Origin of the sequence: Ruminococcus flavefaciens, from assembly GCF_900116855.1 — a bacterium.
Classification (GTDB): Bacteria; Bacillota; Clostridia; order Oscillospirales; family Ruminococcaceae; genus Ruminococcus; species Ruminococcus flavefaciens_R.
In genome coordinates, this window is record NZ_UETD01000005.1 from 1 (window position 1) to 16082 (window position 16082).

At 48.5% G+C, this 16082-nt stretch carries 12 protein-coding genes; 8 read left to right on the forward strand and 4 right to left on the reverse strand.

Annotated features, from left to right (window positions below):
• Both DSZ37_RS05715 and DSZ37_RS05720 read left to right on the forward strand, forming a co-directional pair.
• A partial coding sequence (locus tag DSZ37_RS05715; RefSeq protein WP_146198164.1) for a DUF4368 domain-containing protein occupies positions 1 to 580 on the forward strand: 580 nt, incomplete at its 5' end.
• A gap of 356 nt (positions 581 to 936) precedes the next feature.
• Complete coding sequence (locus DSZ37_RS05720) at positions 937 to 1593, forward strand: sortase (RefSeq protein ID WP_109725990.1); 657 nt, start codon at positions 937 to 939, stop codon at positions 1591 to 1593.
• 222 nt (positions 1594 to 1815) lie between these two features.
• Here the strand turns inward: DSZ37_RS05720 and DSZ37_RS05725 are convergent, their stop codons facing one another.
• Together DSZ37_RS05725 and DSZ37_RS05730 are read right to left on the reverse strand one after the other, a co-directional pair.
• Positions 1816 to 3480 carry a dockerin type I repeat-containing protein gene (locus DSZ37_RS05725; protein WP_109725991.1) on the reverse strand — a complete coding sequence of 555 codons (1665 nt, stop codon included), beginning with the start codon at positions 3478 to 3480 and terminating at the stop codon, positions 1816 to 1818.
• 189 nt (positions 3481 to 3669) lie between these two features.
• Complete coding sequence (locus DSZ37_RS05730) at positions 3670 to 6351, reverse strand: leucine-rich repeat protein (protein ID WP_181380254.1); 2682 nt, start codon at positions 6349 to 6351, stop codon at positions 3670 to 3672.
• 349 nt (positions 6352 to 6700) lie between these two features.
• Between DSZ37_RS05730 and DSZ37_RS05735 the strand changes: the two genes are divergently transcribed.
• The 6 genes from DSZ37_RS05735 to DSZ37_RS05760 all read left to right on the forward strand — a co-directional run bounded on the left by DSZ37_RS05735 (position 6701) and on the right by DSZ37_RS05760 (position 13866).
• The gene (locus tag DSZ37_RS05735) at positions 6701 to 7282 is read left to right on the forward strand and encodes an accessory gene regulator B family protein (RefSeq protein ID WP_181380255.1); all 582 of its coding nucleotides are present in this window, start codon (positions 6701 to 6703) and stop codon (positions 7280 to 7282) included.
• Positions 7282 to 8007 (forward strand): LytR/AlgR family response regulator transcription factor, encoded by a 726-nt coding sequence (locus DSZ37_RS05740; RefSeq protein ID WP_109725994.1) that lies wholly within the window; start codon positions 7282 to 7284, stop codon positions 8005 to 8007. Before DSZ37_RS05735 ends, DSZ37_RS05740 begins: the two co-directional genes overlap by 1 nt.
• A gap of 4 nt (positions 8008 to 8011) precedes the next feature.
• Positions 8012 to 9322 carry a sensor histidine kinase gene (locus tag DSZ37_RS05745; protein WP_109725995.1) on the forward strand — a complete coding sequence of 437 codons (1311 nt, stop codon included), beginning with the start codon at positions 8012 to 8014 and terminating at the stop codon, positions 9320 to 9322.
• 147 nt (positions 9323 to 9469) lie between these two features.
• Positions 9470 to 9625, forward strand: a complete 156-nt coding sequence (locus DSZ37_RS05750; protein WP_109725996.1) for a cyclic lactone autoinducer peptide — start codon at positions 9470 to 9472, stop codon at positions 9623 to 9625.
• 915 nt (positions 9626 to 10540) lie between these two features.
• The gene (locus DSZ37_RS05755) at positions 10541 to 13180 is read left to right on the forward strand and encodes a cation-translocating P-type ATPase (protein ID WP_109725997.1); all 2640 of its coding nucleotides are present in this window, start codon (positions 10541 to 10543) and stop codon (positions 13178 to 13180) included.
• A gap of 185 nt (positions 13181 to 13365) precedes the next feature.
• Positions 13366 to 13866, forward strand: coding sequence for a GNAT family N-acetyltransferase (locus DSZ37_RS05760; protein ID WP_109725998.1), 501 nt, complete (start codon positions 13366 to 13368; stop codon positions 13864 to 13866).
• A 393-nt stretch (positions 13867 to 14259) separates the two neighbouring features.
• Here the strand turns inward: DSZ37_RS05760 and DSZ37_RS05765 are convergent, their stop codons facing one another.
• Together DSZ37_RS05765 and DSZ37_RS05770 are read right to left on the reverse strand one after the other, a co-directional pair.
• Complete coding sequence (locus tag DSZ37_RS05765) at positions 14260 to 15351, reverse strand: DUF4179 domain-containing protein (protein ID WP_109725999.1); 1092 nt, start codon at positions 15349 to 15351, stop codon at positions 14260 to 14262.
• The gene (locus tag DSZ37_RS05770; RefSeq protein WP_109726000.1) at positions 15348 to 15821 is read right to left on the reverse strand and encodes an RNA polymerase sigma factor; all 474 of its coding nucleotides are present in this window, start codon (positions 15819 to 15821) and stop codon (positions 15348 to 15350) included. Before DSZ37_RS05770 ends, DSZ37_RS05765 begins: the two co-directional genes overlap by 4 nt.
• Positions 15822 to 16082: the final 261 nt, after the last annotated feature.

Consider the following 16082-nt stretch of genomic DNA (forward strand, 5'->3'; position numbering starts at 1 on the left):
ACATTATATAAAAGAATCAGTTATTGATGAAGTTGTACTTCAATCGCTGAGAAAGGTCACAGCATTTGCAAGAGAGCACTCCGAGGAATTCTACAATATGGCTATGAGCAATGGTGAACTCGAAGCAAAAGAGCAGTTAAAAGATAATGAAAACCTGAGAAGCGAGTATGAAGCAAGGATAGCACAGCTCGAAAATGCTATCAGCACACTCTACATGGATAGAGTAACAGGCAGAGTTACTCCAGAACGCTATGACAGCCTTGCAGGTGGATATGAGAAGGAGCAGTCCGAGTTGAAGCAGAAACTTCAGGAGCTTGATTCAAAGACAAATGTCATAAGTGCCCGTGAGAAATGCGTTCGTGACTTTATTGCCAATGCAAAGAAGATCGTAAAGGTCACAGAAGTGACTCCTGCAATTCTCAGAGCCTTTATCAACCGCATTGAAGTTTATGAAAAGGAAGTCAAGTATTCGAGAAAATGCACCAATCGTATCAATATCCGCTTCTCGTTTACTACGACAAAGGCTTTTGAGGCGGATGGTATAATGATCGGTAATGAAAAGATACCGACCGCGGTATAAAGCAAATCTCCGAGGGATAACTCCCTCGGAGAGACATGAAAAATAATTTGTTGATAAGGGAATGTTCAGAAGTGAGGGCGTCCCTTAACGGCGGATGATATCCACCCCTACAATACAAATTTCGTGGGACGTCGAGTGACTCCCTACAGTGTAGGGAGATGTCAGCCAAGCTGACAGAGGGTACGTGCAGCTGTTAGCTGCGCCGTCCCCTACATTTCCAATTTTTCGCGTATGCGCTAAATTTTGATTTATCTCAGAAAGGAATAATAAAGCCCCTAAACACTTCATAGGGGATTGACGGAAATACAAAGTGAGAGTATAATATAATTAAGACATAGTGCGGAAGGCGGTGCGGAATGAAGAAAAAGCTATGGATATTGCCACTGTTGATAGGCATACTCCTCATTGGCGGAGCTGTAGGACTTGTGGCGTACAATATGTATGAGAGCAATGCGGCTTTTGAGAAGTCTCAGGACGTTATGGCAGAGCTGAAACAGCTTATCCCCGAACCGTCACCTGCATCCGCTACCACCGAAGCGATCACCCAGCCGCCTTCGGATGACCTGTTTGCACCCTATGAGGTGCCCTCTGCACAGCCTCCCTCGGAAATGCGGAGCATAAGCGTTGACGGCGAGGAGTACTGCGGATATATCACCCTTCCTCAGCTGGGACTGGAGCTCCCCGTAACAAGCAGCTGGAGCTACGAAAGGCTGAAGACCTCTCCGTGCCGATACAGCGGCACAGTGGAGGGCAGGGATATCATAATCGCTGCCCATAACTACAACAGTCATTTCGGCAGGATCAAGGAGCTGTCGCAGGGTGACGAGATATGGTTCACCGACGCGGACGGCTTGCAGTATTTTTACCGTGTGGAGTACACCGAGAATGTTGACGGCTATGACATTGACCATATGCTTGGAGGAGGCTCCACGGACTGGGATATGACGCTGTTTACCTGCACTCTCAGCGGTCAGAGCCGTGTGACCGTAAGAGCTTCGCTTGAAGAAGAATAAGAAAAGCCCGTATATTACGGGCAGCGCTGATACAGATGCCTGATATAAGCCATTGACCGTTAGCCGTCAGCCCGATGTAGGGGCGGATATTATACGCCCGATAATAAAGCGGCTAAGCCGTTCCATAATGGTTAGATCCCAATCTATCCTGCGAGACGAATAAACATAATGCCCCGAGGCGCTTTGAAACGCTTCGGGGCAAAATTTTTGTATGGGTATCCGTTATTTAATGTTGGGGAGGGCTTTTATCTGCTTGAGCAGATATCTCTGGATATTGAGAGCGTCGTTGCCGGTCATAGTTCCTGATCCGTCAACATCGGCGTTTATCCAGCCCTTTTCGGTGATGTGTTCTTTTTCGCTGCCGTCTGTACCGAATTTATCGGGATTTGCAAGTGCCTGCATGATGAGGATAGCGTCAGCCAGCTCAACATCTGTATCGCAGTTTGCATCGCCGATCACTGTATCATCATTGACGGGCTTGAAGAATGCCTCTACAACCTCGAGACCGTATTTTTCCAGCGGTACATCGAACTTGTTACTGCCGTCAAGAACATACTTTGTGCTGTCGGGGTTGATCACCTCGACTGTGTAATTATCAAGCGGAAGTGAGAGATATAAGTCTCCGCTGCAGTCATATTCTCCGAAAAGCTCTCCGCTGCTTTTGTATACATTGACCTTGCACTCGTCGGGCATTGGAGCATGGACAGGTACGGAGATACCGTCAACGTTGGTAACGAGTTCAACATGGATAGCAGTGTTCCATTCGGGTGAGAAAACGTCCTGCTTCAGCTTGAATGTGACTTCCTGAGGAAGTCCCTCCTCATCGAAGTCGACTATCACGATCTCGGGACTGTCATTTGCAAAGCCAGCCGCACGGGAATTCATGATAACAGCATATTTCTGACCCGCCTTGAGATCGGTTATGATATTGTTAAAAGTGCTGCCTGCGGCTACGAGTTCTTCGTTGTTTTCCACGTTCTCGATGAACTGCGGTGTGTTTTCCGCCTTTGCAGCGAGCTCGTCGGAGAGTTTGTATACAAGGAATCCAAAGCCGCTCAGTGCTTCATTTGTGTCTGAATCGATAATATTTACCACGAGGGAATTATTGCCGACAGCGGACTTCCTTGTGAAGTACACTTCCGGTCTGCCGAGGAGCTCTCCTCCTATTACAGAGAAATGCACTGTATTACTTGAAGGTATAATCACAGAGGGATACATCCTCTGGATATTCTCAGCCTTTTTGCTGGACGGGGAAACAGTAACATAGTCCTTATCATCGGGGATAACGGTGGCGATATAATCGCCGTTGGGAAGATACATCGGACCCTTGCCCTCTTTGATGAAGCCGTTTTCTTCGTCGTATATCTTCACTGTGTATTCACCGTCGGGGATCGAGCCTCCTCCTGTGCAGAGTCCCTGCTCGGGGTCAGCAACGAGATCGCTCCAGTCGTGTACGAGTATACGCACGTTTGGCTTGCTGTCTTTGCGCTCTGCCTTTATTACAAGGTCGAGTGTATCTCCTTCATTTTCAAAATCGAAAAAGATGCGTGTATTGCAGGAATAAATATCGGGGACATTTCTCAGCGAAATGCCATAGCTGGCTTCCTTATGCAGCTCTGTGATGTTCTTGATCTCATCAGTGGTAGTCCATTTTTCGATGATCCTGCCTGTGCCTGTGGGATTGACGATGAGAGTTGCTTCAATGTCCGGGATAGCTTCACCTGTTTCGCTGTCCACAATGGAAAAGTTAAGTGTGCAGGTACCCTGTTCCTCGGAAGCGCCGGTGCCTTCCTCTGCTTTTGTCGTGAGGTTAGGCTGAATAGCTGCGGTGTTGGCTGCGGCGAGCACGAGCGCTGTCAGTGCCGCCATAAGTTTTATAGGTTTCATTATAACCCCTCCTTCTGTCTTTTTGATCAGCGTCTGCCGATCGTTTTTTAGTATGCATTTAAAGTAAGTACATACTAATAATAATATAACATTTCATGCTAACAATGTCAATATGTTTTTGGTAAAAATCAACGTATCACCGATGATTTTTTCACAAAAGACAGGCTTGCGACTATTTGGAGTGCTTTTTTACACACCGAGCAGCGATCTGCGGAAGCTTATCATATCGAATATATCAGCAGTTCCGTCGTCGTTGAGGTCGCCGCGTCTTAGCTGTGACTCCCTGAGACTGAGACCGCCGCGGAGGTACTTGCTGTAGATAACGAGATCAGCCACATTCAGCGCACCGTCGAAATTGACATCGCCCCTGACATCGGATATATCTCCGTCTATGGGCACAAAGGGAAGCCCCAGCTCATTTGCTGCTTCCTCGGCAGTTGAGCCCTTGTAGCCGTGTATCACAATGTAAGTTGCCCTTGCTCTCTCAGCTTCCGTGAAGTAGACCTGAAGCCCTTTTATTTGAATAAGCTCCGCATATTCTGTCCTTGTTTTCAGCCTGTCCTCCGAGGTGTTGGGGATATGCCTGAATTGGGTCGTGGCGGCGTGGGAGAGGCTGCATGAGGGATCGAAGAAATAGACATCGCTGACGTGTCTTGTACAGTACAGATCGTCGAGATCGAACTTGTCGTTGCAGACTATAAGAGTCTCTATATTCCCGTTGTGGTGATCAAAGTACAGATCTTCCGACTCTACGCTGTATGGCAGCACTATTTTAGTGAGGTAAGCCGAAGCCGTATCCATATAGGCGATATGCTTTGTGCCCTCGCGGAAAATGAGCTTGTGTGCGTTGGCGTTAAAGCCTACTGCCCAGTCGCCGATATAGTCGATCCCGTCCTCATTCTCACACAGAGGTGTACCCTTGAAAGCCTGTGAGCCGATGTATTCAAGGCTGTCGGGGAGAGTGAGATCAGTGAGCGCATCACAGTATGCGAAGGCAGATGCGCTTATTCTTTTAAGGCTGTGGGGGAGCACTGTCTCTTTCAGCATACCCGAAGCGCGGAAGGCTCCTATGGAGATATCCTCAACTCCTTCGGGCAGGACTACCTTTTCGATATTTTCACAGCTGCAGAACGCATATCCGTCTATGTTCTTTACTCCCTCGGGTATGACTACCTCGGTTTTCTCATAGTACCTCGGACATCTTATGAGAGTGGTCATATCCTTGGAGTAAAGTATGCCGTCAACTGCGGTGAACTTCTGATTATCCCCGTCCACCTCATAGAAGGAAACATCGCTGATGATGTCCGTAAAAAAGAACTTTGAGGCAGTAAAATCAGCAGGCAGGAAAAGTCTGCCCACAGGGGTATCACCTCTTAGCGACAGAAGATCGCTGCATCTTGTTACGGGGACACCGTCTACCTCATCTGCAAGGACCACGTCCTTCTGAGCGGGATCGGTGCGCATCATTGCAACGGCGCCGTCTTTATCGATCGCGTATTCGATACCGTCCTTTACCGTATAGGTGGTGTCCTGACTATCTCGTGGGATATCCTTGTCGATGAGGCTGAGCTTTCTGCCGAAGAGAAGCGCATAATCCTTTGCACCGCTGCCGCAGATCATTGTCTCGTGCTTTTCGGGAGCTTCCGTAAATGCGGATATTGCTGATATATCGTCCTCTGCCGAGGGCTCCTCCCAGTATTTCGGGAGAGTCCGCGGTGATTCCGCTATATTGCATGGGGAACTATGTATCCATACCGACTTGAGATGCTTACAGATACCGAGCGCGTTATAGCTGATGACGCTGTTATAGAAGTCGGCACGCTCCAGACGGCTCCCTGCCGATGATACCAGCCATCTTCCCATATGCTTTACCGATTCGGGAACGGTCAGGGTCTCCATATCCTCATTGTGCGAGAACAGCATCTCGCAGGTGCCCACAGTACCCTCACGGATATTGCCGTGCAGGATGTTTTCTTCGGTGTCCACAGCCCAGCGTCCCACATACTGAATGCCGTCCTCGGTCTCGACACAGCCTGCATTTTCAAAGGCGCCTATGCTGACGGATTCGACTGAGTCGGGGACAGTAAAGTCCGTGAGAGCGGTGCAGCCGCTGAATGCGCCGCTTCCGATGATGTGGAGCTCGCTGTTTATACTGACCTCCGAGAGCTTAGGGCAGTTTGCAAAGGTGTAATGGCTTATGCAGCCAAGCTCCGAGGGGAGAGTGACTTTTTCGAGGTTTTCGCAGCCTGCGAAAGCGCCCTCCTCAATATCATAGATGTTGTCGGGGATAGTTGCCTCTGTCAGCTCATTGCACTGAGCAAAGGCGAATTTTGCTATCTTTTCCGTGACCTTGGGGACAGACAGCTCCGAAACGCCTTTTGCGGAGACAGGTCCGATAAGGGTCTTTATATCTGCGGAATAGAGCACACCATCCTTTACAGTGAAGTAGGGGTTGTCCTCGGGAACGATGACCTCCTCGAGAGTGTCACAGAAGAAACGGTCCCTTGTGAGGAATCTTGTATTGGCGGAGAGTGTGAGCCTTTTCAGATTCTTGAATTTCGCCAGCGCTGTGTCGGTGAGCGATACCACGGGGACACCGCGGATACTGTCGGTGAGAGTCAGCTCCTCGGCACTGAGCAGTGAACTGTCGGAGATACCGCTGATAACGGCATATCCGTCATGTATTTCGTATACGAATCTCTTGTCCCGATCGCTCGAAACAGAGTCATCATAGCCAATATCATACGATGTGAGCTCTGCATCTGACAGAACGTCGGACACACCCGTCTCTGCCTTTGTCAGCAAAGGACTGCTGCCAAGTGTTCCCCCGATAAGAGCGAGTGCGGTGATAAGTGCAATGTGTTTCTTCATTGAATATTTCCTCCTATATCGTGAAATTATCCGTATTTTCATTATAACAGGGAAGAAAAGGGCTGTCAACTGTGATGATAATACTATTGTGCTGCGAGATTTCGGCGTGAGTACAGGCGGAGATTCTTTCTGCGAACGCTGTATAGCTCAAAAGTGTGAGTTTACACTAACTTAAATGATCCGTTTTTACTTAAATCCAGCACAAGTGTGTCATTTCAGGAATAAAAATGACATTTTGGGTCACTTCTCTTGATTTTTGACTGATTTTAATATATAATGTTCCTATGGCATAGTAATGAAATATATAATATTGAGGGCATATGCCCGTATACTGCAAAGGGATATTGAAATGAACCGACTACTGGATCTGATAATGGAAAAGCTTCTCGGAGGCGGCTGGGCTGACGAGGAGAATGCGGAAATAGTCCGCTACGGTCTCGAACTGAACATAATGAAAACGCTCATATCGGCAGCCATGCTTATAGCAGCCTTTCTGCTGAAAAGCGCACCTGCCGTTATAGTATTCATGCTGGCATATCCTCCTCTGCGGAGCTGCTGCGGCGGCTTCCACGCAAGGACGAGGACTGCCTGCTTCTTATACTCAATGTTCATACTTGCCGCTGTCATAGCGGCTTCAAAGCTCATAAACGGCAGACCTGCACTATATGCAGCCATAGTATCTGCCTCGGCAGGAGATGTGCTTGTGTGCTTTCTGGCACCTGTTGCAGCTCCCAACAAGCCCTTTGACGATATCGAGAAAAGGGTCTTTCGCAGAAGGTCTCTCATAGTTGCCGCCGTTGTCACGGCAGTTTCGGCGGTCATGTGGATATTCGGTGCTTACAAGCTCATGCTTCCGGCAGCTATGGCACTGCTGTTCACAGGGGTATTCCTTGCTTTAGGCAGGCTCTCATACAGGAAAGGAGCGATATAATGATAAACATTGCAATATGTGACGACGATAAGGAAATGATAGATGCAATAAAGGAATGCATCTCGGAATACAGCCATGAACACTCGGTAGAATACGACGTACACAGCTTCAGGGGCGGAGAAAAGCTCCTTGAAACAAAGCTCAGCTTTGACCTTATATTCCTCGATATCGAAATGGGAGGCATCGACGGTCTCAAGACCGCACAGCTCTTCCGCGAGATAGACAAAAAGGCAAGGATAGTATATGTCACCAATCATTCGGAGTTCGCCCTGCGAAGCTACGCTGTCCACCCCTTTGATTTCGTGGTGAAGCCCTTTGACAAGGAGCGCATTTACAGCGTTCTCGGCGAGCTTTCACGGTATCTCACCGAGAATGCCGAAAAGGAAGCAGTCATCCAGCTCAAAGGCGAGGACGGACCGCTCCTGCTCAGTCTGAAAAATATCTACGCCTTTGAGTATACGGGAAACCGACGGATAACCGTGTATACAAAGTCCGAGAAATACCGCATAAAAGGAAGCCTTTCGGATATATTCGCCCTTGTTGACTCAGAGAACTTTGTCTCGCCCCACAAGAGCTTCATTGTCAATATGGAGCATATAGACAAGCTCAACAACTTCACACTATACACCACAAACGGCATAGAAGTGCCCGTTGCACAGAAAAAACTAAAGGAATTCCACAACGAGTTCAGCCGTTTCATCAAGAACTATATCAGACAGGGATAAGACTATGTTTTTTTTACTATACACTATATCGGCAGCGGGTATGTACATATTCACGCTGATAATATTCGACAAGCTATATACCTCAAGGGAGCTCTCACTGCTGAAGAAGATACTGATAATCGGTGCAATATCCATCAGCAAGGGCGCCCTCAACATGATAGATATACCCATAGTCAAGTTCATCACCGCATTCGTACTGCTCATACTGGTAAATCTGGTTTTCTACAAGCCGCCGGGGAAGGTCTTTCTCATCTATGATGCCATATACATGATAACATCGAGCATAGTCGAGATGCTCTCGACGCTTATGCTTGCGTTCATGCTGAATGTCACGACAGAGGACATAAAGTTCAGCCCCGTACTTTTCTTAGCGGCTACTATATTGAGCTGGATAGTCATGATAGCCGTGGCGAAGTGCTTCCTGCTCATAGTTGCAGGCAAGGGCATGAATAATATAAGGACCCATGAGTTCCTCATGTTCCTCGTACTTATGATAGGAGAGATACTTCTTTTCCAGTACCTCAACGACAAGATAAGCTCGTCAAACTCAAGGTGGGAGATAGTAGTCATTCTGTTGACCTTCCTTTCGCTGGACCTTTATCTGGCATACCTCATAAGGATGATCTCCCGAGCCTATCAGACCGAAAAGGAGCTTGAACTGGTAACACAGCAGTCCATGCTCCAGCTCAACGCCTATAAGGAGCTTAACGAGAAATATGCCGCTTCAAGGCGCGTCATACACGACGTAAGGAAGCATATCTCGTCGCTGGAGGGGCTTATAAACTCCAACAAGGCAGATGAGGCTGAGCGCTACAAGGACCTGCTCAACGCTGAGCTGAACAAGCTCATGCCCCGTTTTGAATGCGACAGCTCTATTCTGACCGTGGTCATCAACAACAAGCTCGATGCCGCAGAGAAGATGAACGTTGACTTCCGGGTGGACGCGGAGTTCACAAGGATAGACTTTATATCAAATCTGGATATCACTGCCATATTCTCGAATATGCTGGACAACGCCTTTGAAGCCTGCGAGGAGCTTCCCGAGGACAAGCGCAGGGTATGGCTGTCCATAACCCGACGCAACTACTTCGTATTCATATATATGGAGAATACCTTTGCAAATGTGGCGCCCGACGTGGAGAAGGGCTTCAGGAGCACAAAGGAGCTCCATCAGGGCATAGGACTTTCAAATATAAGGAGCGCCTGTCTGAAATACAGCGGAAGCTTCAATGTTCACACCGAGGAAGATATGTTCATCACCGAGCTCCTGATACCTATACCAGATACCGAGGCTAACGAAAAACCGACCGAATAACGGTCGGTTTTTACTTTTCACGGGATAAAAATGCAAATAAACGGCGTTTAGTGCAAAGTTATTGACTTTTGGAAAATCCGAAATATAATAATTAGGCGTCGACCCGAAGGTGCCCGCATATCATTTACTCAGGAGGAATTTCTTGTCATGAAGAAAAACCTAAACACTGTCAAGGCAAAAATAATGAAATCTATCGTATCAAGATCGGTAAAGGCTGCCGAGCAGAATGCTAATTCAGCATGCACATGGTGGCTTAACCAGCTTGACCCCCCAAAAGATCTCAGAAAACTCAGAAAATTCTAAACACTACCTTACATATTATTTTATCTGATAATATCAACACTACTATTCTCAACACTTCACTTGCATTTTTTCCTTTACAAAAACGTCCTACAGTCACACTAACAGAAGCGTATGTTATCCATGGTACGCCGAGCAACAATTATCGCACCAATGCTGCCACCCAGCAAATGCCGCTAACAGTTTCAGCTAACAATCCGACACAGTCTCAGAGCTATTCCTGAAACAGATCGATCGGACAGGCAGATGATTGCGCAGTCACCTTTTCGGGCGACGGACCTAATTAATGGGCATACGGTCATAATTCAGAGTGACTGCACAAAGGTATCATAGTGATACCGCCTGAACGCTTGATCGCACCAACAGCTTTCATAACATATATCATATCCCCTAACGGAAAAAATCACCTGCCTTCATAAGGAGGCAGACGGTTTTTCCCGTCAGAAATCTTTTTTCGGTGATGATCATTGTAATGGCATTACTTATTCGGAACAAACAGTGAACCCTACGCTTTCAGATCTCTCTTAAAATAAACCATCTCTATATACCAAAAAAACGCTTGAAAGTATATTTTTTCAGAATTTCCTTTCATTCGCTTGTTTCGCAGTATATCATACAGTGATTTTTCATATGGGGAGTCCCGCTTCAGCTCCCCCAGTGAAGGAGCCCGTTCTCAGCCGGAACGGGCTCCTTCACTTTTAAAGGAAAGCCCTGTGGGCGTGTCCGTGGAGCACCCAAAGGCAAAATATATCTGTTTCACCGTGATGTCACAATTCTGTCACAGTCTGTTCACCGATATATCTTGACTTTTTGAGCCGTAGATGATAAAATATTATCTGTTTGATGATGTAATTCTGCGCCCGTAAAAGCGCGTTTACGCTTTTTTTGTATGACGCAGGGAGATATGGGAGGAAAATCATGAAGCATTATCTTGAAACCACCGAGGCTGTGCTCAAAGAAGTAAACAGCTCCGCTTCGGGACTTACCGCGGAAGAAGCCGCAAAAAGACTTGAAACAATTGGAAAGAACAAGCTTGACGAGCCCCCCAAGCCTACGCTGCTTGCAAGGTTCATAGAGCAGTTCAAGAACCCGATGATAATCGTACTTATCGCAGCCGCTGTGATATCGGCTGTAACAGGCATTATCTCTGAGGGCAAGCTTGAAGCTGACGTTTTCATAATCCTTTTCGTAGTGCTGGCAAACGCTGTTCTCGGAGTATATCAGGAGAACAAAGCCGAGTCAGCCATAGAGGCACTTCAGGCAATGAGCGCCGCACAGAGCAAGGTGTACCGCTCGGGAGAGCTCATTGTTATCCCCAGCTCAGACCTTGTTCCCGGTGATGTGATCACCCTTGAGGCAGGCGACAACGTCCCTGCTGACTGCCGTATACTCGAAGCCGCAGCCCTCAAGGCAGAGGAGTCTGCACTGACGGGCGAGAGCGTTCCCTCCGAGAAGGAAAGCCGTGTCCTCGAGGGCGAGGATGTACCTCTCGGCGACAGAAAGAATATGCTCTACATGGGAAGCAGCATCGCCTACGGCCGTGCCGACGCCGTTGTAGTCGCAACAGGCATGAAGACCGAGATGGGTAAGATAGCAGGCGCTATCGCAGAAGCTGATGATGATGAGACTCCTCTCCAGAAGAGCCTTGACCAGCTCAGCAAGATACTCTCTATCGCAGTACTCGTTATCTGCGTTATCATCCTCGGACTCAACATCGTTCAGATGCTTGTGAAGAACGGCACTATCACACTGCCCGGCTTCCTTGAATCCTTCATGATCGCCGTAAGCCTTGCAGTTGCCGCTATCCCCGAGGGACTTGCTGCGGTCGTTACGGTAGTTCTCTCCATCGGCGTTACAAATATGTCAAAGCGCGGAGCTATAATCCGCCGCCTTACAGCCGTTGAGGCTCTGGGCTGCGCTCAGGTAATATGCTCCGATAAGACAGGTACCCTGACACAGAACAAGATGACTGTGGTTCAGGAGAATACAGACGACAAGGAGCTCCTTGCAAAGGCTATGGCACTTTGCTGTGACGCTCAGCTCAATTCCGACGACACAGTAACAGGTGAGCCCACAGAGGCTGCCCTCGTGGCTTATGCACACAAGTGCGGACTTAAAAAGTACGAGCTTGAGGCTGCAACGCCCCGTGTTGCCGAGGCTCCCTTCGACTCACTGAGAAAGATGATGACTACCGTACACAAGACCGAAAAGGGCTTTGTACAGTACACAAAGGGCGCTCCCGATGAGGTGCTGAAGAACTGCACACACATGATCAAGGAGGGCGGAGTACGCATAATGACCGAGTCCGACAGACTTGAGATACTCCGCCGAAATAAGGAGATGGCTGATCAGGCTCTGAGAGTTCTCCTTGCAGCTTACCGCGAGTACGACGAGATCCCCGATGATATCTCACCAGAGGGACTTGAGCGCGAGCTCATCTATATAGGCATGACAGGTATGATAGACCCCGTTCGTCCGGAGGTAAAGGACGCTATCGGTCTCTGCCGCTCAGCGGGAATACGTCCCGTAATGATAACAGGCGACCACAGGGATACAGCCGTTGCCATCGCAAAGGAGCTTGGTATCCTCGGAAACGGTCAGCAGGCTCTCACAGGTGCAGAGCTCTCAAAGATACCCGATGATGAGTTCAACGCTCACGTTGAGGATTACAGTGTTTATGCCCGTGTACAGCCCGAGCACAAGGTGCGTATCGTAAATGCATGGCGCAAGAAGGGCATGACCACCGCCATGACAGGCGACGGCGTAAACGACGCCCCCTCCATCAAGAGTGCCGATATCGGCGTTGGTATGGGTATCACAGGTACCGACGTTACCAAGAATGTTGCTGATATGGTGCTCACCGATGACAACTTCGCTACCATCGTAGGTGCTGTCGAGGAAGGCAGACGTATCTACGACAATATCCGTAAGGCAATACAGTTCCTGCTCTCCAGCAACCTCAGCGAGGTGCTCTGCATACTTATCGCAACACTGGGTCTTGCAGGACTTACAGACGGTTCATTCGTAATATTCAACCCCGTACATCTGCTCTGGATAAACCTCATCTCAGACTGCTTCCCCGCTATCGCGCTGGGTATGGAGCCTGCCGAGGACGGAATAATGTCCAGAAAGCCCAGAAGCAGCAACTCACACATCTTCTCTGACGGTCTGGGAATAAATCTGCTCTGGCAGGGTACTGTTATCGCAGCTCTCACCCTTGTGTCCTACGTTATCGGATATCAGAGCGAGGGACACGGCGCAGGCATGACCATGGCATTCATCACCCTCTGTGTATGTGAGATGATACACGCATGGAACATGAGAAGCCTCAAGGGCTCTGTCTTCACCATGAAGAAGCACAACAAGGTACTCATCGGTGCTATCGCACTCTCCGCAGTTCTCACACTGCCGATACTTTTTATCCCTGCACTGAGAAATATCTTCTCACTGTCAGCACTTTCGGGTATGAACTACCTCTGGGCATTCCTTGCAGGTTTCTGCATTCTTCCTATTGTTGAGATAGTGAAGTGCTTCCAGAGAGCAGCTTCAAAGAAGTAAGCAGTGAGGATAAAATATGGGCGCCGGCGCCCAACGAAATATATAACATAATATCATTGTAGGGGACGGCGTCCCCGACGTCCCTTAAATGTAATCTAAATAATGGGCTGTCGAGGACGCCGGTCCCTGCTTTTTTATCCGCATCAGCGGACAGAATAATCATGAATTGAACGAGAGGTTTTGCTATGAGACTGAGACCATACGTCCACAGCCGCGACTTCGACGCCATAAAGGAATGGGTCGCCGATGAACGCACCAACGCCATGTGGAGCGCAAACCACGCTCCCTTTCCCATGGAGAAGGACGCCTTCAGCGATTTCCTTACGGCTATGTACGATAAACACGGCGACTGCCCCTTTGTTGCCGTAACAGACGAGGGGGAGACAGTGGGCTTTATATGCACTTCCATAAACATGGAGAGCAATGAGGCGATGCTTGCATTTGTCATAGTGGACCCTGCACAGCGTGGCAAGGGCTATGGAAAGGAAATGATAGAGCTTACCGCAAGGTACTGCTTTGAGATACTTAAAGCGGAGGCGGTTCAGCTAAATGTGTTCACTGTCAACGAGAGAGCGCGGAAGTGCTACGAGAGCGCAGGCTTTGCCGAGAGGCACACAACTCCCGATGCCTTTCCCTACGGCGACGAGCTGTGGGGCAGGTGCAATATGGTGAAAAAGAATCAATAAAATGAAAGCGGCACAGTTTTAAGAGTAGTACTTATATAGAAGTTTATATGTAATTATTGGAGGAAAAAACCTTTCTGAGGAAAGGTTCTTCCTCTGACGGAGGCGGTCCCCTCTGTCACTGCGTGACATCTCCCCACACTGTGGGGAGTCACCCCCAAGCTCCATTTTTCCAAAGACTTTATAACTGAATTTAGCCCCGACAGGGCGCTCCACACAAGATGTGAAAATCAGTAATAATACTGAGAGCGCCCTGTTGGGGCTAAATTTAATGCTGAAAGTTTTAGGAAAGGAGTTTGAGGAAGAACCCTTTTTCAAAAGGGTTTTCCTCAATATCACTTGTAAAACTTCTATAAGAGTACCGCCTTTACTGTGCCGCTTTTTACTATATCATGTTTATTTGAGGTCGTAGACCTGTCCGTTTACGGTGAGGGTCACGCTTTCAGCGGAGGTGAAGTCCACGCTGGGGAAGGTCATCCATGTGCTGCACTTTCCTGCGTCGAAGGCTTCTCCCTCTGTATCGCAGTAGCTGTAGCCCATTTCTTTGGGCTCATATTCCACGCCGTCAACGGTGAGAATGAAGTTCCCCGCAAGCTCATGCCAGTCCTTGTCAAACTTATCTGCTACCTGATAGTAGTCGGTCTCGCCGCCTGCAAGGTCTGTGCCCAGAAAGTCGTACTTTACCTTGAGCAGAGAATCGTATGCGCCGAATTCGGCATAGAACAGCTCGTAATCGACATTGCCGCTGCTTATGGTGATATCGTCGTAGTATTCATAAGCGGTCTCCTTGAGAGCCTGCTCGGGGACAGTGAAGCGGAACTCCATATCCACATCATAGTCGAACTTGCGGTTCACAGGGTCATTTTCAAAGCTTATCTGCTTTACCGCCGCAAGGACATCGGCGTTGTTTATCATGAATGTTGCAGGACCGTCCATGCAGACGTGGTACATATTGCTGACCTCGGGGTCCTTTTCGCCCCATGCGTCCCACATACCGTAATCATCAAGGCGGTTCTGATAGGTGTCCTCGTCGAGGATATAGGCAAAGAGGTGCAGCCTGTCGTTCTTTGCAGCAAGCTCCTCATCATTTACAGTCACCTCGAACAGCAGCTTCGGTGAGGAGCGGTCGCCTGTTACGGAGTCAAGCATTACGGTGAAGCTGCCGTCGGTGATGTCCTGACCTAACTCGCAGTAGTGACCCTCGTCGATTATCTCTGCGGTGGTCTCGTCCTTGCCGAAGAAACGGCGGAAACTGTCGCCCAGAGGTCCGTAGCCCATAGCCGAAGCGGCTGTTCCCGATATGATGACGCAGGCAGCTGCCGCGCCGATGAATTTTCCGATGAGATGTTTTTTACTTGTGCCTGTCATAGTGATATTCCTTTCCGTGGGAGCGGCGGAACGTGCTTTTTCCAGCATTTCCGCAGCCGATACATTGAAATTCCTGTCACATACGTCGTTCATTGCCTTTTTGTATTTGTTATCGCTCACAGCCAGTCTTCCTTTCTCAGAGTATTTTTCAGCTTGTCCCTGCCCCTTTTGAGCCTTGTTTTCACGGTAGCCTCGGGGAGCTCCAGTATCTTTGCTATTTCCGCAATGCTGTATTCCTCGTAGTAAAACAGGTGTATAGGTATGCGGTATTTTTCGGGGAGCTTCATGACGATGCTGATGATCTCGTCGGTCTCGTGCATCTCCTCCGAGGGTATGTCATCGGGGATAGGGGATGCAGAGATATGTTTTCTGCTTCGGAAGTGATTGTTGCAGCTGTTTATAGCGACCCTGATGAGCCATGCTTTCATGTGCTCGTCGGAGTCGAAGCCGCCGTCGTATGTGTATAGCTTTATGAAGGTATCCTGCGAAAGCTCGGAGGCGTCCTCTGTATTGCGCACATAGCTGAATATGACGGAATAGACCGTATTTCTGAACTTTTCATATGCCCATAAGAATTTATCGTCAGTCATAGCTTTCTGTCTTCCTTTTAGAAACGTTTCGTGGGAGGTCGTCAGGACCTTTACACTCATAATACACATCTGCGGCGGGAAAGGTTTCACTTTTCTGAAAACTTTTTTCAGTCCGCCATACTATTATACAGCAAGAGGGGAGAGATGTCAAAATCCGGCGCATACGGATACCTGTGATAAATCATAATTTTGCGGAGCAAAATTATGATTTGAGCCCTTAGCCCTTAGCCCTTAGCTAATGGCGTAAACCTGTCAACAGAA